The organism is Aquidulcibacter sp. (genome assembly GCF_044346625.1).
Classification (GTDB): Bacteria; Pseudomonadota; Alphaproteobacteria; order Caulobacterales; family Aquidulcibacteraceae; genus Aquidulcibacter.
In genome coordinates, this window is sequence record NZ_JBIIYV010000022.1 from 1 (window position 1) to 26139 (window position 26139).

The 26139-nt window shown below is 56.1% G+C and carries 25 protein-coding genes and 2 tRNA genes; 17 read left to right on the forward strand and 10 right to left on the reverse strand.

Annotated features, from left to right (window positions below):
• The 3 genes from ACIQ20_RS07510 to ACIQ20_RS07520 form a co-directional block, all read right to left on the reverse strand.
• Positions 1-765, reverse strand: a 765-nt coding sequence (locus ACIQ20_RS07510) for a pseudouridine synthase (RefSeq protein ID WP_395778953.1), incomplete at its 3' end; no start/stop codon positions are given.
• Between the two features lie 9 nt (positions 766-774).
• Positions 775-1161: a fluoride efflux transporter CrcB gene (crcB, locus tag ACIQ20_RS07515; protein WP_395778955.1), complete on the reverse strand. Its 387-nt coding sequence runs from the start codon at positions 1159-1161 to the stop codon at positions 775-777.
• A 43-nt stretch (positions 1162-1204) separates the two neighbouring features.
• Positions 1205-2581, reverse strand: coding sequence for a hypothetical protein (locus ACIQ20_RS07520; protein ID WP_395778957.1), 1377 nt, complete (start codon positions 2579-2581; stop codon positions 1205-1207).
• Positions 2582-2863: 282 nt separating this feature from the next.
• On the opposite strand from ACIQ20_RS07520, the gene purD reads away from it, so the two are divergent.
• The 4 genes from purD to ACIQ20_RS07540 all read left to right on the forward strand — a co-directional run bounded on the left by purD (position 2864) and on the right by ACIQ20_RS07540 (position 7455).
• Complete coding sequence (gene purD, locus ACIQ20_RS07525; RefSeq protein ID WP_395778959.1) at positions 2864-4144, forward strand: phosphoribosylamine--glycine ligase; 1281 nt, start codon at positions 2864-2866, stop codon at positions 4142-4144.
• A 125-nt stretch (positions 4145-4269) separates the two neighbouring features.
• The gene (locus ACIQ20_RS07530; RefSeq protein ID WP_395778961.1) at positions 4270-5343 is read left to right on the forward strand and encodes a phosphotransferase family protein; all 1074 of its coding nucleotides are present in this window, start codon (positions 4270-4272) and stop codon (positions 5341-5343) included.
• 144 nt (positions 5344-5487) lie between these two features.
• The gene (locus ACIQ20_RS07535) at positions 5488-6375 is read left to right on the forward strand and encodes a response regulator (RefSeq protein WP_395778963.1); all 888 of its coding nucleotides are present in this window, start codon (positions 5488-5490) and stop codon (positions 6373-6375) included.
• An 84-nt stretch (positions 6376-6459) separates the two neighbouring features.
• A complete protein-coding gene (locus ACIQ20_RS07540) occupies positions 6460-7455 on the forward strand; it encodes a CorA family divalent cation transporter (protein ID WP_395778965.1) in 996 nt (331 codons plus the stop codon).
• Between the two features lie 37 nt (positions 7456-7492).
• Here ACIQ20_RS07540 and ACIQ20_RS07545 read toward each other — a convergent pair whose 3' ends face one another.
• Positions 7493-8062 (reverse strand): GNAT family N-acetyltransferase, encoded by a 570-nt coding sequence (locus ACIQ20_RS07545; RefSeq protein ID WP_395778967.1) that lies wholly within the window; start codon positions 8060-8062, stop codon positions 7493-7495.
• Positions 8063-8186: 124 nt separating this feature from the next.
• Between ACIQ20_RS07545 and ACIQ20_RS07550 the strand changes: the two genes are divergently transcribed.
• Both ACIQ20_RS07550 and ACIQ20_RS07555 read left to right on the forward strand, forming a co-directional pair.
• Positions 8187-8741 (forward strand): sigma-70 family RNA polymerase sigma factor, encoded by a 555-nt coding sequence (locus ACIQ20_RS07550; RefSeq protein WP_395778969.1) that lies wholly within the window; start codon positions 8187-8189, stop codon positions 8739-8741.
• Positions 8738-9385 (forward strand): NrsF family protein, encoded by a 648-nt coding sequence (locus ACIQ20_RS07555; protein ID WP_395778971.1) that lies wholly within the window; start codon positions 8738-8740, stop codon positions 9383-9385. Before ACIQ20_RS07550 ends, ACIQ20_RS07555 begins: the two co-directional genes overlap by 4 nt.
• Positions 9386-9398: 13 nt before the next feature.
• On the opposite strand, the gene ACIQ20_RS07560 is transcribed toward ACIQ20_RS07555, so the two are convergent.
• Together ACIQ20_RS07560 and ACIQ20_RS07565 are read right to left on the reverse strand one after the other, a co-directional pair.
• On the reverse strand, positions 9399-10385 hold the full coding sequence (locus tag ACIQ20_RS07560; protein WP_395778973.1) for a mitochondrial fission ELM1 family protein: 987 nt from the start codon (positions 10383-10385) through the stop codon (positions 9399-9401).
• 59 nt (positions 10386-10444) lie between these two features.
• The gene (locus ACIQ20_RS07565; RefSeq protein ID WP_395778975.1) at positions 10445-11152 is read right to left on the reverse strand and encodes an HAD-IB family hydrolase; all 708 of its coding nucleotides are present in this window, start codon (positions 11150-11152) and stop codon (positions 10445-10447) included.
• A gap of 172 nt (positions 11153-11324) precedes the next feature.
• On the opposite strand from ACIQ20_RS07565, the gene ACIQ20_RS07570 reads away from it, so the two are divergent.
• A tRNA-Ser gene (locus ACIQ20_RS07570) sits at positions 11325-11414 on the forward strand.
• Between the two features lie 23 nt (positions 11415-11437).
• On the opposite strand, the gene ACIQ20_RS07575 is transcribed toward ACIQ20_RS07570, so the two are convergent.
• Entirely contained in the window at positions 11438-11869 is a 432-nt protein-coding gene (locus ACIQ20_RS07575; RefSeq protein WP_395778977.1) for a hypothetical protein, read from the reverse strand.
• Between the two features lie 298 nt (positions 11870-12167).
• On the opposite strand from ACIQ20_RS07575, the gene ACIQ20_RS07580 reads away from it, so the two are divergent.
• Together ACIQ20_RS07580 and ACIQ20_RS07585 are read left to right on the forward strand one after the other, a co-directional pair.
• The gene (locus ACIQ20_RS07580) at positions 12168-13049 is read left to right on the forward strand and encodes a hypothetical protein (protein ID WP_395778979.1); all 882 of its coding nucleotides are present in this window, start codon (positions 12168-12170) and stop codon (positions 13047-13049) included.
• A 211-nt stretch (positions 13050-13260) separates the two neighbouring features.
• Positions 13261-14982 carry an amidohydrolase gene (locus tag ACIQ20_RS07585; RefSeq protein ID WP_395778981.1) on the forward strand — a complete coding sequence of 574 codons (1722 nt, stop codon included), beginning with the start codon at positions 13261-13263 and terminating at the stop codon, positions 14980-14982.
• Between the two features lie 10 nt (positions 14983-14992).
• Here ACIQ20_RS07585 and ACIQ20_RS07590 read toward each other — a convergent pair whose 3' ends face one another.
• The gene (locus ACIQ20_RS07590; RefSeq protein WP_395778983.1) at positions 14993-15739 is read right to left on the reverse strand and encodes a rhodanese-related sulfurtransferase; all 747 of its coding nucleotides are present in this window, start codon (positions 15737-15739) and stop codon (positions 14993-14995) included.
• A 438-nt stretch (positions 15740-16177) separates the two neighbouring features.
• Here ACIQ20_RS07590 and ACIQ20_RS07595 point away from each other — a divergent pair, with 438 nt between their 5' ends.
• From ACIQ20_RS07595 to rodA, 7 genes are all read left to right on the forward strand, one after another.
• On the forward strand, positions 16178-17191 hold the full coding sequence (locus ACIQ20_RS07595; protein WP_395778985.1) for a hypothetical protein: 1014 nt from the start codon (positions 16178-16180) through the stop codon (positions 17189-17191).
• Positions 17192-17281: 90 nt separating this feature from the next.
• Positions 17282-18151, forward strand: a complete 870-nt coding sequence (locus ACIQ20_RS07600; protein ID WP_395778987.1) for an SDR family oxidoreductase — start codon at positions 17282-17284, stop codon at positions 18149-18151.
• 255 nt (positions 18152-18406) lie between these two features.
• The gene (locus ACIQ20_RS07605; RefSeq protein WP_290805795.1) at positions 18407-19450 is read left to right on the forward strand and encodes a rod shape-determining protein; all 1044 of its coding nucleotides are present in this window, start codon (positions 18407-18409) and stop codon (positions 19448-19450) included.
• A gap of 52 nt (positions 19451-19502) precedes the next feature.
• Entirely contained in the window at positions 19503-20714 is a 1212-nt protein-coding gene (gene mreC, locus ACIQ20_RS07610; RefSeq protein WP_395778990.1) for a rod shape-determining protein MreC, read from the forward strand.
• Between the two features lie 59 nt (positions 20715-20773).
• Positions 20774-21208: a hypothetical protein gene (locus ACIQ20_RS07615; RefSeq protein WP_395778992.1), complete on the forward strand. Its 435-nt coding sequence runs from the start codon at positions 20774-20776 to the stop codon at positions 21206-21208.
• Positions 21205-23121, forward strand: a complete 1917-nt coding sequence (gene mrdA / locus ACIQ20_RS07620; protein WP_395778994.1) for a penicillin-binding protein 2 — start codon at positions 21205-21207, stop codon at positions 23119-23121. The genes ACIQ20_RS07615 and mrdA overlap by 4 nt, the downstream gene beginning before the upstream one ends.
• Complete coding sequence (rodA, locus tag ACIQ20_RS07625) at positions 23118-24278, forward strand: rod shape-determining protein RodA (protein WP_395778996.1); 1161 nt, start codon at positions 23118-23120, stop codon at positions 24276-24278. The genes mrdA and rodA overlap by 4 nt, the downstream gene beginning before the upstream one ends.
• Positions 24279-24304: 26 nt before the next feature.
• On the opposite strand, the gene ACIQ20_RS07630 is transcribed toward rodA, so the two are convergent.
• On the reverse strand, positions 24305-24829 hold the full coding sequence (locus ACIQ20_RS07630) for a c-type cytochrome (protein ID WP_395778998.1): 525 nt from the start codon (positions 24827-24829) through the stop codon (positions 24305-24307).
• A 213-nt stretch (positions 24830-25042) separates the two neighbouring features.
• Positions 25043-25118, reverse strand: a tRNA-Thr gene (locus ACIQ20_RS07635).
• 52 nt (positions 25119-25170) lie between these two features.
• Here ACIQ20_RS07635 and ACIQ20_RS07640 point away from each other — a divergent pair.
• Positions 25171-26025 (forward strand): alpha/beta fold hydrolase, encoded by an 855-nt coding sequence (locus ACIQ20_RS07640; RefSeq protein ID WP_395779000.1) that lies wholly within the window; start codon positions 25171-25173, stop codon positions 26023-26025.
• Positions 26026-26139: the final 114 nt, after the last annotated feature.

The window sequence follows — 26139 nt, forward strand, 5'->3', positions numbered from 1 at the left end:
GAAGCGCAATTGGTGGGTGCGTCCGGTAATAGGCTTCAGCGCCACCCAAGATGCCTTGGTACCAGCGTTCGAGATGACGTGATAATCGGTGATGGCGAACACCGCATTGGGTTCCCCGTGCGCTGCGCGCCGCATCAGCTCATTATCAGGGTTCTTGGCACTGCCGGCCTTAATCATCCAGCCGCGCACTTCGCCTGACAGCGGATGGGGTGTACCCAAACAGATAGCCCAATAGACCTTCGTGGTTTTGCGTCCAGCGAAGGCTTTTGACAATTTAGCGGTGGCGGCTGGATTGCGACCAAAGATCAAGACACCCGAGGTATCCTTGTCCAAACGGTGGCATAGTTTGGGTTTGCCATGTTCATCCATGGCAAAAATTTCCATCATCTTATCGAGATGCTTGGTCATGCCTGTACCGCCCTGCACGGCAATGCCGGGTGGCTTGTTCAGTACGATGACATCTTCATCCTCATGGATGACCATATCGCGCAGCCAACGCTCATCCTCGGGGCTTAGGCGGACGCGGACGACCCCGTCGTCCTTCTTCTCTGGGATGACGATTTCCTGTGGCGCACTCACTTCGGCACCCGGGCTAAGGCGGTCGCCCGCCTTTTTGGCGCGCACACCATCAATCCTGATCTGGCCTTTGCGGATCATCTGTTCGATCCGCCCTTGCGTGAGGGTAGTGAACTTGCGGCGCAGGAACCGATCGAGGCGAACTTCGCCGTCGGTTTCGCGAACGGGGAGGGTGATGGGAGATGACATGGCGCTCTCTTAGCCGTTAAGCCGCCCAAGTGCCATGCCTGCAAACAGGGCAGCAATCGAGACCACAACAGAGGTCAGGCCATAAAGACCTGCTTGGCCCCAATGGCCCGCCTCAATCATGCGTGCACTTTCGAGCGAGAAGGCAGAAAAGGTAGTAAATCCGCCCAGAATCCCGGTGGCAAGAAACAGCCGCCAATTCTCTAGCCCGCCAGTCATCGCGCCGCCACGCATCAAAGTGGCCATGACGATACCCATCACGAAACTGCCCAAGACATTCACCCCAAGAGTGCCCCAAGGCCAAGCAGTACCCAGCCAGCGTGCGGCAGTTAGACCAAAGGCCCAGCGCGCTACAGCGCCCAGACCACCGCCTAGAAAAACCAGAAAAGCTTGCATCATGAGGCACTATGCCGGTGGTACGGCGTAAAAAACAAGCGCTGGATTATTGCTTGGGAATACCCGGTCCATCATCGCGCGGCAGGCAGGACAAGCCAAATTGGGCTTGCGGTGTGCCGGGCTTGCACAGAGGCAGAGGATTACTGCCCAAGGGATAACGACCGGGCGCTGCATCTTTAGGCACGGCTACAGGCATAGGTTTGGCTAAACGGGGTGACCTGCCATCAATCGGATCCCAATCGGGGCATTTGCCGTCGCGGTCGCGATTGATCTGCGCGCATTCCCCGGTTCGGGCCATCTTGGAAAGCAGGGTCCCACCGACCCCAGTTGGGAATTCCGTTTTAACGCCTGCGCCACCGGGTCTGCGTGGCAGGGCACCACTGGAGCCAGCAGTTGCCTGTGAACCGGCCTGACCCCCACCGCCTGAAGAAGGTGACGCCCCACCACCAACAAGGGATCCGCCAAGCGACGTGACCCCGCCTGATTTGCCGGCAACCGCTTGCGCGCTGGCTTGAGAAGTCGCGCCGCCGCCGCTTGTCCCGCCTGCTGCTGCCGCATTGCCGCCATTCGCATTCGCAACCGATTGTTCTTCGGGAACCCGCAAGTCCGCCGCCTTAATCTGGGGCACTTGGACTTTAGGCAGCGCGACTTGCGATTTGGGTAGAGCAAGCGGGGCGGCTTGGGTTGGCGTCGCGGTGATCGGGCGGTTGGGCAAGGTGCGCAGATTTGGCGCAGCAGCAGGGGCTAAAGTCGATAAGGGACTCGGCTGATAGGGTGGGGGCTCTTCGTCTTCGACCGCATCAGGCACTTGCAGGTTCGGTGTCGCTTGCACGGCGGGCGCTGTGGCGGCCTTCAGTCTCTGCCCTTTTAGTTGCAGCGCATCTGGTGTCGGTTGAGTCAGAATTGGCGAAGCAGGTCGCAGCGTAACCGGCTTGGGCAAGGGGGCTGCGATTGGCTTGAAGGGAATGGGTGCCGCCTCTTCCACGGGGGCAGGCGCAACATCCGCTTTTGGACTATTGGCTTGAGACAGTACTGGCGGGGCCTTGGGCACGTCCGGCGCAACTTGCTTTGTCGGGGCAGGCGGCCGGGGGATTGGTGGTGCGAAGGTCGGCGGTGGTACTGGTGCTTCGACCTGTGGCGGTGGTGCCGGAATTGTCTCTGCAGGTGGTTCTGCCATAGGTACTATGGGCGCTGGGTTGAGCTCTGTCGGCACAGGCGCGTCGGTCTGCGTATTGTTAGTTTGCGGCAGCGTCACAATCTCAACATTGTCGAGAAAATCGGGTTCAAGGAGCGGGCCAGTGGAAGTCAGCAACACGGCTGACAGGATCAAATGAACGGTACCAACGGTCGCAATCGTCCAGAATTGGGGACGCGAATGCCCCAAATCTGAAATCACAATTGGCCCGAGATCCTTGGTACGCAAGCTGTTCCCTCGTTTTGGCTTCCCATCGATTCAGTGCGTTGGCCGCCTTGGTCGGTGGTTCTGCCTCACTATTGTTTAGGGCCAAATCGTTCACGCATCATGAGCGAATTCGAGCCGCTAAAGCCTCATCTTGCCCCTTACGAATAAAACAGGACCGATTAAAGGCAAAAGCCGCAGTGAATGATCCCCAAAACTGCAATCGCGCCGTCAAGAAAAGGGCCGTGATCTTGACCTCATCGGCCTTACTGCCTAGCCCAGTCTAGCAGCAGGCAGGGGAAAAAAATGCGTGTATTGCTGGTCGGCTCTGGTGGACGGGAACATGCGCTCGCCCTTGCCTTGAATAACAGCCCGTCGGTGACGTTTTTGTTGGTCGCCCCCGGCAACCCTGGCATTGCCGCGATTGCCCCGATTAATCCAGTAAGCGCCGACGACGTTGGGGCGCTGGTGCAATTAGCTGTGGCGCAGCGGATTGATTTGGTCGTTGTCGGACCTGAAGTGGCCCTTGCTGCGGGTCTCGCCGATGCCTTGGCGCAGAAGACTATTGCCTGCTTTGGCCCCACAAAAGCCGCCGCGCAATTGGAGAGCTCCAAAGCCTTCACCAAAACCATCTGCGAGGCCAAGAATATCCCAACCGCAGGGTTTGCCACCTTCACTTCTGCGGATCAGGCGATCGCATACTTGGGGACGGTGAAGGCGCCCTTTGTTATCAAAGCGGACGGCTTGGCAGCGGGTAAAGGCGTGGTGATCGCGCCAGACCTTCAATCCGCGAAAGTCGCGATCCATGAGATGGTCGATGGCCGTTTCGGCGGTGCTGGGGCCCGCTTGGTCATTGAAGAATTCATGACGGGCGAGGAAGTGTCGTTTTTTGCCCTGTGTGATGGGAAACGAGCGGTCTATCTGGGCTCGGCTCAGGACCATAAGCGCGCCTTTGATGGCGAACGTGGTCCAAATACGGGCGGCATGGGGGCCTATTCGCCAACCAACCATGCAACGCCAGAATTCGTGCAGGATATCATGGCTCGCTTTATCGAGCCCACATTGGCCGCGATGGAGAAATTGGGCATGCCGTTTTGCGGTGTGCTTTATGCTGGCCTGATGTTGACGCCGTCGGGGCCTAAGCTGGTCGAGTATAATGCCCGATTTGGCGACCCTGAGTGCCAAGTATTGATGGCACGCTTTGAAGGCGATTTAGCTCAGCTCCTCATGGCGTGCGCGCAGGGTAGGCTGGATGCTGCGCCCCAGTTCCGCTTGTCGGATCAGACAGCTGCCTTGGTGGTGATGGCCGCCCAAGGCTATCCCGAAGACCCGATCACAGGCTCTGAAATTCGGGGTGAGGTCGGCGCATCGGCGATCCAACGCGGGGTGTTGCTGCATGCGGGCACGCGGCGCGATGAAGATGGTAAGCTGCGCTCGGCCGGTGGCCGCGTCCTCAACGCCATTGGCCTTGGGCCTAACCTGCAAGCCGCAGTAGATACTGCCTATCAGGTTGTTGACGCGCTTGATTGGCCGATGGGATTTCATCGCCGCGACATCGGCTGGCGCGAACTAAGCCGCGGTGGATGACGCCTTTATGTTGGACTAGGAGTCGCTGGGCTGGAAAAAAGCCTTCCCCTGCGCAGCAAGCAGGTTAAAGTTCGCCACAACAAAATAATGAAACAACAATAATGATCATTTAGGGAGCAATCACCATGAGCGATACTGAAGCAGATATTTTCAGTGGCACGAAGCCCGTGGACCCACGCTATCAGCTGGACGAGCCTGCGTTGCATGCTTGGATGGACGCCAATGTCGAAGGCTTTGGAGGGCCGATGGAAATCCGCCAGTTCAAGGGCGGCCAGTCGAACCCCACATATCAGATCATTACGCCGACCCAGAACTACGTGCTTCGTCGTAAGCCACCGGGGAAGCTTCTTCCCTCGGCCCATGCTGTTGACCGTGAGTTCGCGGTGATTTCAGCCCTTTATCCAACTGGCTTTCCCGTCGCCAAACCCTTTGGGCTGTGCATGGACGAAAGTGTGATTGGCACCATCTTTTACATCATGGACTCTGTTGACGGTCGGATTTTGTGGGATGGCTCTTTGCCTGACAGCACGCCGGCCCAGCGTACGGCAATTTATGAGGCCAAGATCGCGACCTTAGCAGCCCTACATGCCACCGATTATCAGGCGGTTGGGCTGGAAGATTTTGGGAAAGCAGGCTCTTACTTTTCCCGCCAGATCAGCCGTTGGACCAAGCAGTATCAGCTCTCAGAAACCACCAAAATCCCTGAAATGGATCGCTTGATCGAATGGCTGCCGACCAGTGTGCCAGAAGGCGAGACCACCAGTATTGTGCATGGCGATTTCCGTCTCGATAATATGATCCTGCATCCGACAGAATCGCGTGTTTTGGCGGTGCTGGATTGGGAGCTTTCGACGCTGGGTGATCCATTGGGCGACTTTACCTACCATTTGATGAATTGGGTTATGCCCTCTGGCCAGCGCTCAGGTCTTGCCGGGCTTGATCTGGAAGCCTTGGGTATTCCATCGATGGAGCGCTATATTGAGCTTTATTGCCAAGGGACTGGTCGCAAAAGCATTGAGAATATCGATTGGTACTTTGCCTATAATATGTTCCGTTTAGCTGGGATTATACAAGGGATTGTAGGTCGTGTCCGAGATGGCACTGCGGCAAGTGCCCACGCTCAAGATAATGCCGATCGCGTGAAGCCCTTGGCATTGGCCGCCTATGGGTTTGCCTTGAAGGCTGGCATGACCCCTTAAATGAATTGGTTTTTAGGTGTGAAATCCCGCGTCCAATTGACTAGAAACACACGTTTTCGTCATGCGGTTAAACCTTAATTCATGGAATAGCCACTAGATCCTCAACCAAAGTTATTTGGGTGTGTGATGTCGTCTGTCAGAAAAATGACTGAAACAAAAGTGCAGGATTTCGCGAATAAGCGCATCCTGCTGGTGGACGACCACACGCATATTCGGACTATTTTCACAAGTATTCTTAATGGCTTAGGCATGTTTCGCTTGTCGACGGCGGATCGCTCGGATCGCGCCTTGTCGACCCTGCAGGCAGAGCCGATTGATCTGGTAATCACCGACTTCAATATGCCGGGCCTTTCGGGGATTGGTCTGGCGCAACGTATTCGCCAAGAAATCCGGTCAAAGAACCCGCGCTTCAATCCGTCTATCCCGATCATTATGGTCACCAGCTTTGGCACCAAGAAATGTCTTATGGCGGCGCGTGATGCGGGCGTGGACGAGTTTTTGGCCAAGCCTTTCACTACGTTAGCTGTCGCAGAACGTATTGATTCTGCGGTCAATATGCAGCGTCCCTTCATTGTGTCGGACACTTATATTGGCCCGTGCCGCCGCCGTAAGGTCGACCCCATTCTGTCTGGCCTAAAGCGGCGCGAGGCCGATCGAATGGCCATCATGAACGAGTTCGACGTTGAGCGTAACTTGATGCAGGGCGATGCGCAGATCTTGATCGATATTGCTGGCTATGATGAACTTGAAGAAACCTCGACCGCGGCCATCACCCGGATTGGTGAAATCACCGCAGCCCGTGCCCAGAAAATCCGCGATGGACTGCTGGAACGCGCAGCCATGTCCTTGCTGAAATATGCCGCTCTCGCGACTGCGCAAGGCAAGCTTGAGGCCGATATGGTTGAGATGCATGGTTATGCTGTGAAGCAATTGTTGGATTTGGCAGGCAAAGACCTCAATCTCTCAAACCAAGTGGTGGATTCTCTAGAGCGTGCGGTGGCCAAGCGTACCCGCGTGCGCGACGTTGCCTAAATTGCTGTGCCTTTTGGCCTACCTTTGAAGTAAGGCTAGTCTTAGAATTTGGCATTGCTGCAAATTGGTCTAGAGCAGGTTGTCATGACACTCAGCATTTTATCCCGCCAGGCCAAGGGGCCTGTGGTACTCAACGAACCCACAACCGCAGACCTTGCAGCCCCTGACGTGATTTGGATCGATTTGTTGACTCCATCGCGCGGCGAGGAGCAATTGGTCGAGGAAACTTTTGGGATAGATGCCCCCTCAGAGGCGGAGCGTGCGGCCTTAGAGGAGTCGGCCCGCTTCTATCTCGAGAATGACGTGATGGTCCTACATGCGACTGTCGTGGCGCGCGCGAAACCTGAAGCAGAGGCCGAAACCCAGACGAAGCTTCCCCATATTGCCCATAAGCGTGAAATCGTCAGCTTCTTTTTGACCAAGACCGCTTTGATCACTGTCCGCACTTGCCCACTGCGCGCTTTTGAGGCCAATGAAGGGCGCGCCTCGGCTGATCTGGCTGAGGTTGAAACGGGGCCAGACGTGCTGTTGGCCCTGATTGAGAGCTTGGTTGAGCGCGTTGCCGATTTTCTAAGTGCGAGTGCGCAAGAATTGGAAGACTTGAACCTGCGGGTCTTGGTTAGTCGTCGGACCATCCGCTTGGAAACGATTTTAAAGCGCTTGGGTCAATTGGGGGCAGGGGCCAGCCAGTCGCGGGATTCCTTGTCGAGTTTATCCCGCTTGTCGCGTTTTGTTTTGGCCCATGGGTCGGCTTGGTCAGTTTCCAAAGAACGTTTGAACCTTTTGGCAACCGATATTGAAACGCTGCAGCGTCAGGCCGAAGCCCTGACCAATGACCTCACCTTTTTCTTAGATGCGACGTTAGGGCTAGTCGGTGCGCGCCAGAATGAGACCTTGAAGGCGATGGCGGTTGTGACCTTGCTGTTTGCACCGCCTACTTTATTGGCGTCGGCCTTTGGCATGAATTTTCAGCACATGACTGTCTTTGAAGACCCCATGGGGCCATTCTGGGCCGCAGCCTTGATGGCTGCGTCTTCGGCCGTTATTTTCTCGATCGCGCGACTGGGCAAATGGATTTAACTGGGCAAATGGATTTAATCTCGGATTTCGTCCGAACTTAAAGCCAGCTAGGCACTTCAGATTCAAGGCCTGCCAATTCATAGAGGTCTGACCACGTGTATCCTACAACTGGGATTTGCCAGCCCTGCATGGAATCGCGCTTGTCACCGGCCATTTCGCCGCCGATTGATTCATAGAAGGCGCGGGCCTTATCATTGCCCTTCACGACCCAAAGACCACCGCTAAACAGACCGCGCATCAATAGCCAGCGCGAACAAGCCAACATGAGCGCCCGACCCAGCCCGCGACCCTGATGGGAAGCTTTCACATAAATCTGGTGAATTTCGCCATCGCCGAGAATATCCGTGGCCTGACCAGTTGCTGCGCCACAAGTTGCATAGCCCAGAGCCTTGCCGTCTTCGGTTTCAGCCACGAAAATTCCGTGATCTAAATCTCCATCTTGGCGGATTAATTCTGCCCGCCAAGTCCGATAAAGACGCGGCAGCGCCAAGCCGTCTAACACGGGGGTCGGCAATAGGCCGGCATAGGTCTCGCGCCAAGTCGTTTGTTGCAATTCAGCAATCGAAGGGGCATCACTTTGTTCGGCGCGGCGGATCATCAAGCTCATAGAAGCAAGGTGGCCGAAATCTGAAAAAGCGCAAGCCTCGCTTCTGCAATCGTGTAAGGCTCTGCCCTGCCTTGGGTGTAACCATCCTATAGGTGGTCGCGTAGCGCTTTCTGGAGGGGCCATTTTGACACCAGACGAAACCCAATTGCACGCGTGGATGCTTGGTGCGCAAGCTGGCGACCCAGTTGCTACGCGCCGCTTGCTCGATGGCTTGGCACCCCGCCTGCGGGCTTTTTTCCGGGGTAAAGGCGCACGGCCTGAAGACGCGGAAGACTTGGTACAGGAAACTTTGATCGCCATCTATACCAAGCGGGCGATGTTTGATCCCGACCAAAAACTCTTGGCTTGGACATATGCCATCGCGCGCTATCGGATGATTGATCGGTGGCGGCGGACCGGCAAGCGCGGACTTGATCTTCCGATTGAAGATTTTGAACATGCATTGTCGGCGGAAGAAACCGAGGCGGGCGACCCAAGTCGCGATATTGCCCGCTTACTGGGGGACCTCCCACCCAAACAGCGAACCTCGATTGAGTTGGTGAAACTGAAGGAATTGAGCATCGCTGAAGCCTCTGCCCAGACCGGCTGGAGCGCCTCTGACATAAAAATATCTATCCATCGCGGCCTCAAGACGCTCATGCGTCTGGTCGGCACGTCAGCGACAGGAGACATTTCATGAAAACCGAAGACTTGATCGAAGCGCTGGCTCGAACCCCTGAGACGGCAACACCCGACCGCCTCTATCGGCGCTTGGCCTTGGCCTTGATTGTTGGCCTTGTTTTGGGTCTGACACTGACCCGGATAGTGATGGGCTTTCGCCCTGATATCGGCGTGGCTGCGCCGATGGTGGCCATGAAGGCTGGCTTCTCAGCCTTGATTGCAACCTTTGCCGGTGGGCTTGCATTGCGCCTTGCAAAGCCGATTGGCGGGGATACCGGGACCATACGACGTCTCGCGACGCCACTGGGTTTAGTGATCCTTTCTGCGATCGCAATTGGTGTGATTACCTTAATGGCCACAGAACCGGGGCACCGGTTTGCCGCTTTTACGGGTGGCGGCTTTCCATGGTGCATCATCTTAATCCCCCTCTGCGGCTTACCAACAGCCTTGCTGCTGGTCTGGGCGATGCGAGAGGCTGCCCCAACGCGCTTGGCATTAGCTGGCGCAGCCATTGGCGCACTTTCGGGCGGGGTAGGGGCCATGGTCTATGCCATGTTCTGCTCTGTCGACTCCGTTACCTTTGTCACGATCTGGTATGTTGTCGGCATTGGCCTTGCCGCTGCCATTGGGGCGATGGTCGGCGCACGATTGCTGCGCTGGTAAGCACGTGCAGATTTTAGCGTGTGATCAGGTTGAGGTTTGCTTGGATACCTTCAGCAATCGCCATGGCATCGCGGATGGGTTCGTAAGTCCAATGGGTAAGGTTGCCGTTAAACCAGCGCGCCGCGCCGCGTTCGATAAATGCTGCGTGTAGGCGGTCGAATTTGGCATCGCCGCCGTCTAATTTGATGAGGTGCATTGGGATGCCAAAAAACGCGACATCGGTCATCATATTGGTCGAGTCTTCCGTCACCAAAGCCGCATCGGCTTGCGCCAGCCAAGCGAGATAAGGATTTGGGCCATCTCGCTTCTCATTGGCAAAGAAGTCTGCGCCGGACGTGAAGGCAAAGGCGCGGAACAAGTCCTCAGCAGATCTAGGTGTCCGCCGCGACGTCGTAATCATCAGATGAACATCTTGATGCGCCAGCCTTTGCAGTTCTGCGACGATGGCGTGGGCGCGCGCGAGGCTGAGTTGGTGGCGCTTGGATGTGCCGCCCAATATTACCATCACCTTCTTCTTGCTGGGATGGCGACACTCTGGAACTTGGGCGAGGTTGGATTCTATCTGTTTCTGCGTATACCACACCGGCGCGCCCATGGTGGTGATAACATTTTCGCCACGCACCCCATCATGCTGGGGTGGGGCGACCAGATCAAAGTGCTTTGGGTTCAAGCGTGGGTTTTGCACTTGCACCACAAGCGTCTGACCTAAACTCCATTTCTTCATCCGCAAAGAATAAGGAATCGACCGCCGACCATTGGCAATCCACACGTCCGGCCATGGGGCTTTTAAACGTTGGGCTTGTTCGAGGGGGAGGGCGAATTTGGGCATCAGCCAGAGGTTGGGTGGCAAATACAGTTGAAACCCAGTAGGCTGTAGCCGGAGCACTTTAATTCGGGTGGGAACGCGCTCACTCAAAGCGTGGGCAATGGCCAAGGTCTGGCGTTCAATTCCGGCCCGCCCGTCTGACACACACCAGACTGAGACTTCATGACCTTCCATGCGTTCTCTCTCCGAAACTGCGCCATGCTCACGAGTTACCCAACTGCTACTCAAGCGTACTAAAGCCGATTCGTCAGCCTACGTTCCATATGTTTGCCAGCATAAAGCGAAAACAAGTGAAAGAAGCGGTTTCGCGGGGCTTCTTCAAAGATGCGAAATCCCGGATTTTGCGCTGCAGCCAGCATCTCTTTATCGCCGCGAGTGTCGCCATAAGCGGCAACCAAAGGGGCGGCACCGAAGTTTGCTTGAATGGCGGCAAGTTTGCTAGGTCCCCAGCAATTGTCGCCCAATAAGCGTCCGGTCAGTTTCCCATTGACGATTTCAACTTCGCTCGCCAACACATGATCCACGCCAAGCTCCTCTGCCCACACCGCTAAATAGTCGCGCAACGAAGCTGAGACTAAAGCCACCTGATCGCGCACCCCCAAATGCGCCCGCAATCGGGCCAGTGCGTCGGGCCGCGCGATGATGGGATAAATCGCCTGCGCAAAGGCCCGGCACCGCGCCAGATAATCCTCAGCGCTCATCCCCGCGAGAAAGACTTGAAGCGTCTTTTCCTTCACTGCACTGCGGGGCACCCCACCCAGTCGATAGGCCAAAAAGATAGGGATCAGCTGCACCATCTTCACTACAAAGCCGAAGCGGCCAGCAACAAAGCGCAAAAACAAGACAAAGGAATCTGCCCACGTCAGCGTGCCATCCACATCAAACGCCGCAACGGGGCGGTTGTCTTTCTTATCTAAAGGGATGGTATCAGGCTCACGCATGGCCTGTCGTTTACACAGATTTGTGTCTTTCGTGCCAGTCAACTCACGCATCTTATGCTTGGGCGACATAAGACCAGCAGGGCCGCCTGCAAACCACGTCTTGCCAGAGCCGCGTTTGGTGCTTAAAAACCGCGCCCTTGACCAACTTGCAGCGCGATCTGCAAGGCGCACCGGAGGGGTGGCAGAGTGGTCGAATGCGGCGGTCTCGAAAACCGTTATAGGTGCAAGCCTATCGAGGGTTCGAATCCCTCCTCCTCCGCCAGCTCCCTGTTTCCAAGCGTTTCTTCAGCTACGATCAGCCTGCTCTAATAATCGATAATGCTCAATGAGTTGGCTGTCGCAGCTAAGTTTTTTCGCGATCTTGCTATCAGGTTCTATAACCCGCCAAAACGGCACAATCTCTGTGGACGCCTTGCCTTCGGCCAAATCGGTGAGCGCGACTTCAGCAACCACTTTGAGGAAAATTGCGGTTGTGACAGGACAAGTGGCTTGCGCATCATTCTTGCGGGCCAACTCATTCCGCATCCGCTCGATGCTGCGAACCTCGCCAGCCGGGATGCGCGAGATATAGTTTGCGATGGTGCCTGGCGACCCGATATGCATAGTCGTTCCGGTTTTGATGCCCGCAAAATCAGTGTGTAGCACGACGGTTTTAGGTGGCTTGGCTGCGTCAAATCGCTTTCGCCAGTCGGTTGGTCTTTTAGGCTTTGGCTTCATGTTTAACCTCTTTGTTGTCGATCCTGGAAGGGGCGAGCGCTTTTTCGCTCTGGATGGGCCTCACTCGTTGAAGGCAGCAATTTAGCGACCTAGAGAACAAGCGCAATTATCTGGATTTTTTATTATTTTAAACAGTTACTTAAACCAAATCATTGCGTTTCAAGCTAGCTCGCGGCTGTAAGAAGTGGGCGAGAAAGCAAGCAGATTCTGGCGTGCGCCATGTCAGAATGTTCTTGACACAACTGACCCGCTGGTTAGTTTTCGACGCAGCGAGATTGTGTGTGGAGGAAGAATAGCTATGGTTCGTGATGTAGTTGGGCGTCTGATGTCGCGCCCATTTTCTGCCGGATTGTGCCTATGTTTGGCAGCTTTAGGTAGTGGAGCTGCAATCGCACAATCCACGTCACGGCCACCAGCGGAAAAACCTGCCGCGACTGCTCCCGCCGCTCCTCCTGCCGCGACAGCTAGAGCGCCAGCAGGAACACCAGCTTCACGACCCTCAACGGCAAGCGGCAGTGGCGGTGGCTATAATCCCGGCGGCAATAGCGGCGGCGGCAGTGGCTATAATCCCGGCGGCAATAGCGGCAGTGGCGGTGGCTACAACCCTGGCGGCAATAGCGGTAGCGGCAGCGGTGGCTATAACCCCGGCGGCAATAGCGGCGGCAGTGGCTATAACCCCGGCGGCAATAGCGGCAGCGGCGGCAGTGGCTATAATCCGGGCGGCAATAGCGGCGGCAGCGGCTATAATCCCGGCACCAGCAACTCTCGTCCCGATCATAACGCAGGTGGTGCTTGGAACGGGGCGACTGGGGAAGGCTGGAACCCCGGCAATTATTATCAACGGTCCGTCATCCAAGGTTGGGTCCGGCTTGGCTTCGCTGAAGCGGGCAAGGGCGCTGATAAGGATATTATTCAGGCGTATGGACGCTATCGTTACTCCCGCATCAAACTATGTGTGAGAGTGGCAGATGTGGCATTTTATGACGCACAGGTCCAGTTCGAGGCCGGCGGAAAGCAAGACATCCGAGTTCAGTCGCGGGTCAAAAGGGGCCAGTGTACGCGGGAGTATTATCTGCGAGGCGGCAAAAGACTGGACATCCGCTATGTGTATCTGTTCTTCCGGCAGGCGGATAACATAACAAACTGGCGAACGGCTCGCGTCGATTTATATGCCCGTTAAGGTCCTTTCGACCCGTCTGAATAACCGATTTCACCAGCCATCTGATGCTAGGTTGCTTGGGGGGATGAGAGACTGCGATTGAGTAGATGCCCGCCAAGTCTCGGGGACTTGGAGCATGAGAGAGTTGATGTAAAACTCACGGGTCGCTTCTGATCTTTATGAATAGCCAAGAAATGAGGTTCTTATGTGTAATGCGTGCGATGAAAAATTCATGTCGGTCATGCGGACGTTACATGGACGACGCGATTTTCTGCGCGGTATGGGCGGCGGGTTTGTAGCCACGGCCGTTGCAACGCCCGGCGCGGCTTTCGCTGCAGCGGATGGGAAAAGCTTCGCCGATAAGATTTTTCTTGCCAAGCGCATCCATACCATGGACGCCCGCAACTCGATCGGCGAAGCTGTCGCCGTGCGCGACGGCGTGATCCTAGCTCGGGGTCGACGCGACAGGATTTTAGGGCTGAAGGGGCCCCGCACGCAGGTGGTCGATTTTGGCGATTATACCGTGCTGCCCGGCTTTGTTGATCCACACATGCACTCCAATTTCGCCGGATTGCGCCCTTGGTTGGATATCGGCCCCTTTACAACGGCGACGATGGATGACGCGCGTCAAAAAATTCGCGATGCTGTTGCCAAGACATCCCCGGGGGGATGGATTCAAGGGAAAATGCTAGACCCGTCGATTATGCCGGGTCCACCATTGACGCAACAGGACCTCGACACGCTTTCCCCAGATGTGCCGGTCTTTATCTTGGAGTCCAATGGACATAATGCCTATGCCAATACCCGCGCCTTTGCTCTGGCGGGGGTGAAGAAGGATACCCCCGATCCACCGCAGGGACGTTTTGTTCGGGGCCCAGATGGCAATTTAACTGGTCGTTTGGAAGAACCCCCGGCATTTCAACCCTTTATTCGTGTCATGTCCTCGCCAACTGGCCCCGAATTGGTCGGTTTCTTGCGTGCAGATCTTGATGACGCAGCAGCTAAAGGCTGCACCTCCCTGCATGATTGCGGAATTGGTGGATTATTTGCCGAAGCCGACATTGCCCTAATTCAAGCGGCGCTGAAAGATGAAGCACCCGTGCGCTATGCTGGGCTTCTTGTTTCCACCCATTACGAAAAATGGAAAGAAATGGGATTGAAGCCCGGTCTGCATTCACCCAATTTTTCCTTTAGCGGCATCAAGGCTTGGTCGGACGGTTCCAATCAAGGCCTGACCGGTTATCAGCGCGCTCCCTATTTGAATTCTACCAATCGTGGCGCGTTGAACTATTCGCCACAAGAGATTGAGACACTGGTACGAACCCTCCATTCTGATGGCTGGCCAATTGGCATTCACGCCAATGGAGATGCCGCGATTGATGTGGTGCTTGATGCTTATGAGCGGGGAACCAGCGGCGAAGGTGGCCATAAGCTTCGCCATCGGATTGAGCATTGTAGCATTCTTCATGACGATCAGATCGCCCGAATGAAGGCCTTGGGCATCTCGCCTTCATTCCTGATCGGCCATGTGCATTATTGGGGTCGGGCGTTCCGCGATCGCTTATTAGGGCCAGATCGCGCCAACAGACTTGATCCCTGCCGATCAGCCCTTGCCGGCGGCCTGCGGATATCCTTGCATTCAGATTACAATGTCACGCCGATCGATCCGCTTCGATGCATTGAAAATGCAGTCATAAGGGACATGAATGAAGGCGGCGGCATCTTAAATCCCGATGAGTGCATCACGCCACTTCAAGCTATTCGGGCCATGACGATTGATGCCGCTTGGCAGTGCCACCTCGATCAAACGTGCGGGAGCCTGGAGGTTGGTAAGGCTGCTGATCTGGTGGTGTTGGAACGTGACCCGTTGCAGGTAGCGCCTGATACGCTGCGAAAGATAGGCGTTCATTCAACTTGGCTCAACGGCGAAAGCCGCTTTAATCCAGCCGGGTGACACGTCGCTCTCACTCCGCCCCGACGACCCCGCGGGAGTCAAACACAAAGCAGCCGCCTTCAAACAGGCTCTCTTCCTTGGGCACTTGCTCCATATAGGCCAAGATGCCGCCTTTGAGGTGATAGACGCTCTCGAAGCCCTCTGCGAGCAGGTAGGCGGAAGCCTTTTCGCAGCGGATACCGCCGGTGCAATACATGGCGACCTTTTTGTCGCGCGCCGGGTCGAGATTGTCTTCGGCCCATTTCTTGAACGCGGTGAAGGTGCGAATTTTGGGGTCGATGGCACCTTTGAATATGCCTTCTTCGGTCTCATAGGCATTGCGCGTATCAACCAGGACAATCTCAGGGTCCGCGATAAAGGCATTCCAGTCTGAAGGCGCGATATAGGTACCCACGACTTGGCGGGGGTCTGCCTTTGGCGCACGCAGGGTGACGATTTCCCGCTTCAATCGCACTTTCATGCGCACAAACGGATTTTTGTCCTCTTGCGCATATTTGATTTCGGCGTCCTTGAAACGACCAGAAAACATCGGGTCATTCTCCAGATAGGTCACGAATTGATCAATCCCTTCAGGCGGGCCCGCGATCGTGCCATTGATGCCTTCAGGCGCAATCAAAAGCGTGCCCATAATCCCCAATTGCTTCGTCGTCGCCAACAGATCCAAGCGCAGGACTTCAAAGTCCGGGCAATAGGCAAACTTATAGAGGGCGCAAATCTTGGCAGTCATTGCAAGGCCATAGCAAAACAGCACCACCATGGGCACCCCCGGCGTGCAGATGGGGGAAGGGAGCGCTGAGGTGCTTTTTGAGTCCGGGGGCTTGTTGGGGGGCTATGGCTGCTTTGGGCCAAGGGTGGGCGGTTTGGGGACGGGTTGGAGGCAAGTGGAGTGCGGCCTGAAGCTGTTCTAAGTGATTGAGCTAAGGCCCAAGATAAACGAGCTCAGGACTCTCTTGATCATAGCGCATTCCATGGTTGGAATGTACCCTACGACGCGAAGCGCATTTCTGCCGTTAAGTCCGCCCTCGGATGCCGCACCACCTACATTCACCGCCCAGTTTTTTTAAGCTTTGCCTTGACGCCCATCAAGGTTAATGGAATGCGGGACTAGCGTTGCGAAACAAAGTTCAAATTGAGGTGTCAGATTTGATTTGGGTGAAGGTTTGACTGTTAGAATAAGAACTGGGTGGAGCTTGAGGTGAACAAAGTGAAGCGGATCATTGGTATTTCGGCGCTGGCCATCTCTGTTTTTGTGCCCGTTTTAGCGGTGCAAGCGTCTGGAATTGCGTCTCAGGATGCCAGTGCAACCCAAGTGCCTGGCCCTGCCGCCACTGAACCGCCAGCCGGTGCGCCTGCGCCAGAGTCTCCGTCTGCACCTGCTCCCGCTACTTCTGAACTTCCGCAAACCACCTTGCCCGTCGAAGCCATTGCCGCACCATTGCCCCCTGCTGAGCTACCCGCTTTTGATATGGCCGCCACGGCTGCGCGCTTCAACGCGCTGGTAGGCGAGGCAGATCGGCTAACGACGTTGCGGACCCTGACGCCAGAGGCCGTGCAGGGTGCGCTTTTGTCGACTGCGCGCCTGTCATCAGCTGGCATTTCCGAAGGTGCGGCCTCCTATGCGGTGTTGTCGGCTTCTGCCCACGCCCCATTTGCTTCAAGTTTGCAGACAGCCGTCAATCTGCTGGGACGCGATGCGGTTATGGATCGCCTGAAAACTGACCCTGAGGCTTTCTTAGGACTCGTCGCCTCCTCGCAAGAGGCGGCCACCATTGCCAGCGGCGTCATGGCCGATAGCTTGGTAAAAATGGATAAGGCCAGCGCCTTACTGGGCGAAGCGGCCTATAGCGTGCAAAAAGAAGCTTGGGCACAACGCGAAATGGACGCCCAACTCGTGTTGACAGCGCATCGTGCGGCTTCAACCAGTGCCGTTGAGCTTAGCCCGCTTGGCGCGTCAGATATGCGCAATACGCGCGCAGAGGTGCCTTTGGACAAAAGGTTTTTAGTTGCAGCGGCGTATCATGTGCTGGGTGACGATGTGGCGTCGACGAAGCTTATCTCCCGGACCAGCGGCAAGATGTGCATGAACCGGGTGCAATTGAATGTGCGCCAATGCTTGGCGGCCAGCCGCTATCCCTATGAGCATTTGTTTTGCTTGTCGCGCCACAGCTTCCAAGAATCCTCTGGCTGCGTGCGCGATGCGATCAAATAGTTAGGCCTAGCCAACTTGCGCCTTTCTTCTTGCTCTGCCCCAACAAGACGCTAAGTCAGTTGGCAGATCAAAGTTATGGGAGAGGCCAGTATGAGCAGTCTAAAAAATAAGACCCTTTTTATAACGGGGGCGTCGCGCGGGATTGGCCTTGCCATTGGCCTGCGGGCTGCACGCGACGGGGCCAATGTCGTCATCGCGGCCAAAACGTCTGAGCCGCACAAGCATTTGCCCGGTACTATTCATTCTGCCGCAGCTGAAATTGAAGCCGCAGGCGGTCAAGCCTTGCCCCTTATGGTCGATGTGCGGGAGGAAGCCTCGGTTCAAGCTGCCGTGGAACAGGCCGTGGCCCGGTTCGGCGGCATTGATATCTGCATCAATAATGCCAGCGCGATCCAATTGACCGGCACCTTGCAGACCGAAATGAAGCGCTATGACCTGATGCATCAGGTCAATGGACGGGGTACTTATTTGGTCAGCCGCGCTTGCATTCCTTTCCTCAAGAAGGCGGCAAATCCCCATGTGTTAAACCTGTCTCCGCCTTTGGATATGAGCCCGAATTGGTTTGGCAATCACGTCGCCTATACGATGGCGAAGTATACGATGAGCATGTGTGCACTTGGTATGGCTGAAGAATTCAAGCACGACGGCATTGGCTTTAATTGCCTCTGGCCGCGCACTGGCATTGCAACCGCTGCGATCCAGTTTGCCCTAGCTGGGGATGAGGGGCTGCGCCACTGCCGCACAGTCGACATTATGGCTGATGCCGCCCATGTGATCCTGACCCGCGACGCCAAAACTTGCACCGGCAATTTCTTCATTGATGACGTGGTTTTGGCCGAGTCTGGGGTGACGTCATTTGATCACTACCGGGTTGATCCCAGTAAAGATCTGATGCCGGACTTCTTCGTGCCAGCCGATACGCCTTTCCCGCCAGGCGTGTCTATACACGCGGTTGGTTAGTTAAGTTCGCCTGTAGCGCGAAGCTTGCACGACCGAGTACAGACTGGATTGCATTCTGTTTGCTTGCGCTAATCTGCTAATCAATCGGGGCCACACGTTTGTGTGGCCCCTAACTGCTCAGAACTGCCGTGAATCGACAAAATTCGCAGGTCTTCGGGGCTTAACGGCCTTGATTTGGCCGTCATGAAGCGGCACGACCCAGATTCAAGAATTGCGAATCATCGCATAGAACAGACTTAGAATCGCGAGAGAAAAATGTTCGGACGCCTCTTCAACTGGTTTTCCAGCGACATGGCAATCGACCTTGGTACAGCTAACACCCTTGTCTATGTGAAAGGCCAAGGCGTGGTCCTGAATGAACCCTCCGTGGTTGCCTATCGCCAGCGCGGCGGTCGCAAGGAAGTCCAAGCGGTTGGCCATCAAGCTAAGTTGATGCTGGGGCGCACACCGGGCGAAATTCAGGCCGTTCGGCCCATGCGCGATGGCGTGATCGCAGACTTTGAAGTCGCTGAAGAAATGATCAAGCACTTCATCCGTCGGGTGAACTCCAACAAGGGCTTCTTGCGTGGCAGACCCCGCATCATCATCTGCGTGCCATCGGGGGCCACCCCTGTTGAACGGCGCGCAATCCAGGACGCTGCCTTGAATGCCGGCGCGTCAGACGCCTATTTGATTGAAGAGCCCATGGCCGCAGCAATTGGCGCAGGCTTAGCCATTGATCAACCTTCTGGCTCGATGGTGGTCGATATTGGTGGCGGCACCACCGAAGTGGCTGTTCTATCGCTGGAAGGTATCGTCTATGCGCGCTCTGTCCGCGTGGGTGGCGATAAGATGGACGAAAGCATCATCAATTTCCTGCGCCGCACAGAAAACATGCTGATTGGTGAAACCACAGCAGAGCGGATCAAGAAGGAAATTGGTACCGCATTGCCGCCGGCGGACGGCTATGGCTTATCCTTGTCTGTAAAGGGCCGCGATTTGCTCAATGGGGTCCCGCGGGAAATCCAAATCTCTGAGCAATTGATCGCAGAAGCCTTGTCAGATCCCGTTGATGAAATCATTGAAGCGGTCCGGGTTGCCTTGGAAACCACGCCACCTGAACTTGCCGCCGATATCGTCGAAAAAGGGATTATGCTGACCGGCGGTGGCGCGCTTCTTCGGAACTTGGACGTGGTTCTGCGTGAGCGTACGGGCCTGCCAGTCTCCGTGGCTGATGATGCCTTGTCGTGTGTGGTGCTAGGCACTGGCAAATGCGTCGATAATTTCGAGCAATGGAAGGGTGTTTTATCCAAGGTCTAGGCCGGATAAATGCCTCGATTTGTTCGGATATATGAGGTGAAGGAGTAGGGATATGGCGCGCAGAGGCAATCGGCGAACAGGGGGGGCAGGGCCACTCGTTGGAGTCGCGGTGCTGACGGCGCTGATCACGGCAGGGGTCACCATTTTGGTGACAGACCAGCGTAGCGGCTCTGTTGCGGGAATTGCTTCTGATGTTTCAGGCGCGATTGGCGGCGTGTTGATGGCACCAGTGCGTTGGGGCGAGGGCCTCGTTTCCTCGACTGGTTCCTTCTTTGGCGGCGCTGGCCTTAATCAGAAACTGAAAGAAGAAAATCTGGCTCTCCTGCAATGGCGCGACCAAGCCAAAGCCATGGCCGAACGTCTGGACGCCTATGAAAAGCTACATGGCGTCAAGGCTGAGCAATTGCCTCAAGGCCTAACCGGGCGATTAATCAGCGAGAGTAGCGGGCCTTTTGCCAAGTCTGGCATCGTCAATTTAGGGGCGACAGCGGGCGTTAAAGTGAATTGGATCGTGCTGAACCAGAATGGTCTGGTTGGTCGTGTGATCGCCGTTGGCAGCGATACTTCGCGCGTTTTATTCTTGGCCGATGGGGACAGCCGGGTCCCAGTCATGGGTGAAACAACGCGGGCCCGTGCTATTGCGATCGGGGATAAGACGTCAGCGCCAAGGCTTGCCCATTTGAATACACCGACTTTGATGCGCGACGGCGAGCGCGTCATGACTTCGGGCGATGATGGCATTTTTCCGCGCGGCATCGCCGTTGGACAAGCTGGCTTAGCGCCCGACAAGCAATGGCGTGTTCGTTTGGCTTCCACGGCCTCGCCAATTGATTTTGTAAGGCTCGTTCCGCCGTCCAACTTCCCACCACCCTTGGACCCGGTAACCGCCCCGTCCCTTGCGCCACCTCCTACCGAAGGGGCAGTGACATCACCGGTCCAAGGCGGCGTTTTGCCCTTGGCGGCAGACGCGGCAGGTGTACCAACCGCGGCGACACCCGAAGCCATCCGCGCCGCGCAAGCGTTGCGCAGCAGTGAGATCGAAGCCGCACGGGCCACTGCCGCCCGCCTCGCGAAAGAGCGCGACGTCGCCCGTGAACAGGCCCGCCAGGCGGATGCAGCGCGCCTTGCAGCTGAAAGTCGCTCTGTTCCTGTTGCCGGGTCAGCAACCGCTCCAGCTTCCAGCGCCAGCGAGCCCGCCGCTCAAGCGGCCCCTGCAGCGCCGCCAGCTGCCTCCAACCCACCAAGCGGGGCACCCAAGCAGTGAGCACGCTTCTACCTGGGCGGCCCTCGACCAGGTCACGTCTTTTTGCTGGCTTGGCCATCGTGGCAGGGACAAGCTTGCTCAATCTTGTCTCGCTCACGCTTGGGCCATTTGGCAGTATTTGGCCCGCCAGCCTGATATGGGCAGCTTGTGGCTGGGCCAATCAAGGTCCGAACGCAGTAATTGCGCTGATGTTGTTCGGATTGGGCCTTTGGGTTGATCTTTTGACTGGTGGACCTTTAGGCGCTTGGGCTGTTGTGGCATTGATTGCGCACGCGCTGACCATGCTGACCGCCCGCTTCAGTGTTGCCATGGCCGCTACTCCCAGAGGGGCCGCCACCATTACCGGGCTTTTCTTCTTGGTCGCCGCCTTCATCCTGTCGATTTCAAGTGGGAAAGGGTTTAACGTGCTCTCAATCTTGGTCCCAATTTTAAGTGCGGTTCTGACATATGCATGGGTGGCACCTTGGTTTGATCTATCTGAGGAAGAAGCATGAGCCAAAGTGGTGGGTCAGATCTGTTTAGCCGACGGGCCTTGGTACTGTCTTCGCTTGGGGGGCTCTATTTTGCTGTCCTTGGCCTCCGCATGGCGCAGCTTCAGATTTTTGAGAATGACGAATTCCGCCTAGAGGCCGCAGAAAACCAGTTCAACCTTCTGGTCAATCCGGCCTCACGCGGGCCCGTCTATGATCGCTTTGGCGTACCGTTAGCTGTAAACCGGCGTGACTTCCGCGTGTCCATCATGCGCGAAGATGTCGATGATCTGCCCAAGACCATGGGCGCGTTGGCCTCCATTCTGCGCATGTCGCCCGAGAAGGCCAAGGAATCTTTAAGTGAGGCCAAAACGTCGTCCCGCTTTATGCCCTCTATGGTGGCTGAAAATCTGTCTTGGGAAGATTATTCGCGCGTCAGCGTCTATGCAGCCTCCTATCCCGGAGTCCGCTGCGAGATGGGGGAGGCGCGCAATTACCCGCTGGCAGAGAGTATGGCCCATGTTTTGGGCTATGTCGCGAAAGCCAATGACAAGGATGTGGCGACGGACCCGCAAGCGCGTCATCCAGGTATCAGGGTTGGTAAAGAGGGTATTGAAAAGGCACAAGAAAAGGGCCTTAAGGGCGCGCATGGCGCAACCAAACTAGAGGTCAATGCCCATGGCCGCGTAATCCGCGAAGTGGTCGACCCCCGCCTCAATCCCAAAAGTGGGACACCAATCGTCCTCACCATTGACGCAGAGATTCAACAAGTCGCCTATGACCAGTTCCAAGCCAAGGACAAACGCCCTGCCGAAGCAGGCTCTGCGGTGGTGATGGATATCCGTACAGGCGAGCTTTTAGCTCTGGTCTCAGCCCCAAGCTTTGACCCCAATAAGTTTGTTGATGGCATAAGTCGCACCGACTTCAATGAGTACAACACGGCAGAGATGCGCCCCTTGTATCACAAAGCGGTGCGCGGCATTTATCCGCCAGGTTCGACCTATAAGATGGTGACAGCCTTGGCTGCTTTGGAAGCTGGCATTACAGACCCCGAAGAGACCATCAATTGCCCGGGCTTTTATATGTTGGGCAATCACCGCTTCCATTGTCATTCTCGGAGCGGCCATGGCAGCGTCAATTTGAATACCGCAATAAAGGTCTCCTGCGACGTCTATTTCTATGAGATGGGCAAGCGGATTGGTGGCGACAAAATGGCCGAGGTGGCGCGTGGCTTTGGCTTTGGTCAGCGCTTTGACCTTGGGATCCCGGGGATTTCCGCGTCACATGTTCCCGATAATGCGTGGAAGATGAAGAATCGCGGCCAGCCTTGGGCGGTTTATGACTCACTCAACGTGGCAATTGGTCAGGGTTTGATTGCCGCAACCCCTTTGCAAATGGCCGTTATGACGGCGCGCATTGCCTCGCAGGGCAAAGCGGTAGTACCGCGCTTAATCCGCGAAGGGCCCGGGGCTGTGCCTATTACGCCGTTTGAATCTTTGCCCTTTAGGTTCGAGAACATGCATCTTGTCCATCAAGGCATGATCGCTGTGTCTAACGAGGCTGGCGGTACCGCCCGGGGCGACCTTGGTATTGAGGGTGTGCGCATGGCGGGGAAAACCGGCACAGCGCAAGTGCGACGGATCACGATGGCCGAGCGGCGCTCCGGCGTTCGCTCCAATGCGTCGCTACCTTGGCGGCAGCGCGATCATGCATTGTTTGTCTGTTATGCCCCGGCTGAGGACCCCAAATATTGTTGCGCTCTGGTAGTGGATCATGGCGGCGGGGGTGGTGCGGCGGCGGCACCGCGTGCACGAGAAATCATGAAGGCGACGCTGTTAAAGGACCCCTCAGCCCGTCCAGCTTTTACCACCAGAACAAAGACCGCAGATTTAGCCCCGGCGTCCCCTAACTCTCCAACGGGAGAAGGCAAAGCATGACCTTTTTGCCGGATATGGAGAGCGGTCGCGACAGCTTCTTTGGCAAGCTGCGCCGGATCGAATGGGGGCTCGTCTTTGTAATGGCAATGATCAGCGTGGTCGGGACCATCCTATTGTTCGGAGCTGCTGGCGGCAGCTGGGAACCTTGGGCCGGAGATCACATCATCCGATTTTGTATCGTGACTTGCTTTATGCTGGTTGTGGCCACTGTCGATGTGCGCATTTGGTATCATTTGGCCTATCCAGCCTATTTTGGCGTGTTCATCTTATTGATTGCGGTAGAATTGTTCGGGAAGGTCGCACTCGGCGCGCAGCGTTGGCTGGAAGTGGGGCCGATCCGCCTGCAACCGTCGGAATTCATGAAAATCGCTCTAATTCTGGCGCTCGCCCGCTATTATCAAGACGCGGAGTCCGACCGGATGTGGACGATCCGCGCACATGTGATACCGCTTGTGATGCTGGCAGCACCTGCTGCTCTGATTACGCTGCAGCCTGATTTGGGCACCGCGATCATGGTGGCAGGGGTTGGGGCCACGATGGTAATTTTAGCCGGCCTCTCCTGGTGGTACGTGATCGCTGCGGGCACTTCGGTCGCCACCTTTGCCTTGGCGGCCTTCTTTTTCTTCATGGCAGAGTTTCAGAAGAATCGCATTCTGACCTTCCTTGATCCATCTCGCGACCCTCTTGGTTCAGGCTATCACATCACCCAATCCAAGATTGCCATCGGCTCTGGCGGCATATTTGGTGTAGGCTATATGCAAGGCACGCAAAGCCAGCTCGACTTCTTGCCAGAACGCCACACAGACTTTGTGTTCGCCATGCTTTTGGAAGAGTTTGGCATGGTGGGCGGCTTGTTTGTGTTGGCCCTTTACCTCGCCGCTATGGCCTTTGGCATTTATATTTCTATCGGTTGTCGCCATATTTTTGGGAAGTTTCTGGCGGCAGGCGTCACGATGCTGTTGTTCATCTATGTGGGCATCAATGCCGGCATGATCATGGGCCTTATGCCCGTGGTCGGCGAGCCTTTGCCGTTCCTCAGCTATGGCGGCAGTGTGATGCTGTCGCTGATGTTTGGTTTTGGCTTAGTGCAAAACGCCAAAGTGTTCCGCGACAAGACGTTGGGGTCTGGCTTTAAGTCGTCGAAGCGGGTGCGATAAGCAGCAAGAAACGTCTTTAGCTACCTTTATTTGGCGCTCTCAACCTTGATATAAGCGATCACGTCGCGGCGGTCTTTCTCCTGTTTTAGGCCAACAAAGGTCATGCGGTTGCCAGGCAGAAAGCCCTTTGGATCAGCCAACCATTGGTCAAGTTTGCCGCCGTCCCACAAAAAGCCAGCGCCCTTCAAAGCGGGCGAGTAAGCAAAGCCAGCAGCGGTGCCTGCCGTGCGACCAAAAATACCGTGAAGGGCAGGGCCTACGCGATTGTCACCACCTTTTTCGATCACATGACACGACCGACACTTAGCAAATTGCCGACGGCCATTGGCGAGATCGCCTTCATTATAGGGGACGGGTAGGCTCGCCAGAATTTTGGCGTCTTCAGGCGATGGGCCAGGGGCGGCAGGAGCGGGTGCCGCGGGTCCCGCAGCCGGGGCTACTTCTTTGTTGGCAGTTTCAGTTGCAGTCTTGGTTTCACCGGTTTGCGCCGCCGGACCGCAAGCAACGACTGCCATCAATGGGATAAGGGCTAGGCTGGTCCGTATCAACATGGTTTCTGCTCCACAGATTGAATGGGTTGGGCTGCGCGCTTAGACCGCCCCTTGCCGCAGAGGTAGATTGTTGGGCCCAATCCGAACAGGGGCAACCCCCTGATCTCTCAGCCAATTGTGATCACTTCCCAGTGAGGGTCACTGCACTAGGGCGTGAGCTGTAACGACACGCCAATCGGTTCAGGCTTGTCAGATCTTATTGTTTAGGGAAAATGGTGCCGGTTGCAGGAATCGAACCCGCGACCGTCCGATTACAAATCGGGCGCTCTACCTGCTGAGCTAAACCGGCATCGGGGGTGTCTCTAAACGTTATGGACAACGTTTTGCAAGGGAGAAGCGCAATGAATGATCAGGCAAAACACAGCGTAAGCCGCAGGGCGGCATTGCAGCGCGCCTCAATCCCAGCCGCTTTACTCGTGGCACCTCAGCTTGCGAGCGCATCGACACCGGCAATTCAAGCCGCAAAGGCGAAGACCTTTGTCCTTGTTCATGGCACGTGGCATGGCGGCTGGGTTTGGCGGCAAGTGGCTGATAGATTGCAGGCTCAGGGGCATCGTGTGTTGACGCCTACGGCAACTGGGTGCGGGGAGCGCGCGCATCTGATCCGGCCCGATACCAATCTGACGACCCATGTGCAGGACGTCTGCGCCGTGATCGAAGCCGAAGACGCCGAAGATGTGATCTTGATCGGGCATTCGTTTGGCGGTCTTACTATTACGGGCGTCGCCGATCGGTTGGGCAACCGGATTGCGCATATCGCTTTCTATGACGCTTTCATCCCCACTCGGGCGCGGCCAGCCTGGATAATGCAAGAAGCCGATGGTTCTTGGCCCAAATGGTGGAAAGATCGGCAGGCGCATTTCATCGAGGGCTACAAGATGAATTTCTTCGCGCATTACCCAATCAAAATGCTGGTGCCGGAGGACGATACCGCCAATATCGCCCTGCTAAAGCGTAAATTGACGTGGCACCCAGCCGGGCAATGGATAGAGCCCGTCAGCTTTGCCAGTGGCGGTTGGGAAGACCGCCCGCGCACTTACATTCACACGACTTTGCAGACCTTTGCCCCTTCCTCACAAGCCATGTGGGGGCCGGGAAGGGAGGCTGGCTGGCGCTGGATCGATGTGCCGACAGCGCGCAATGGCATGTTGACCCACCCGGATGTGGTCGCATCCTGCTTTGCCAGCTTGGGCTGATCTTTAAAGACATTTCGCAGGACTTTACCGCCTTCGCGCATTGCGCCAAAGCCCACTCCAGCCTAGTAAAATCAGATTCGATTGCCTTGCCGAGTTAGCGCGGGTGGCAGCTCA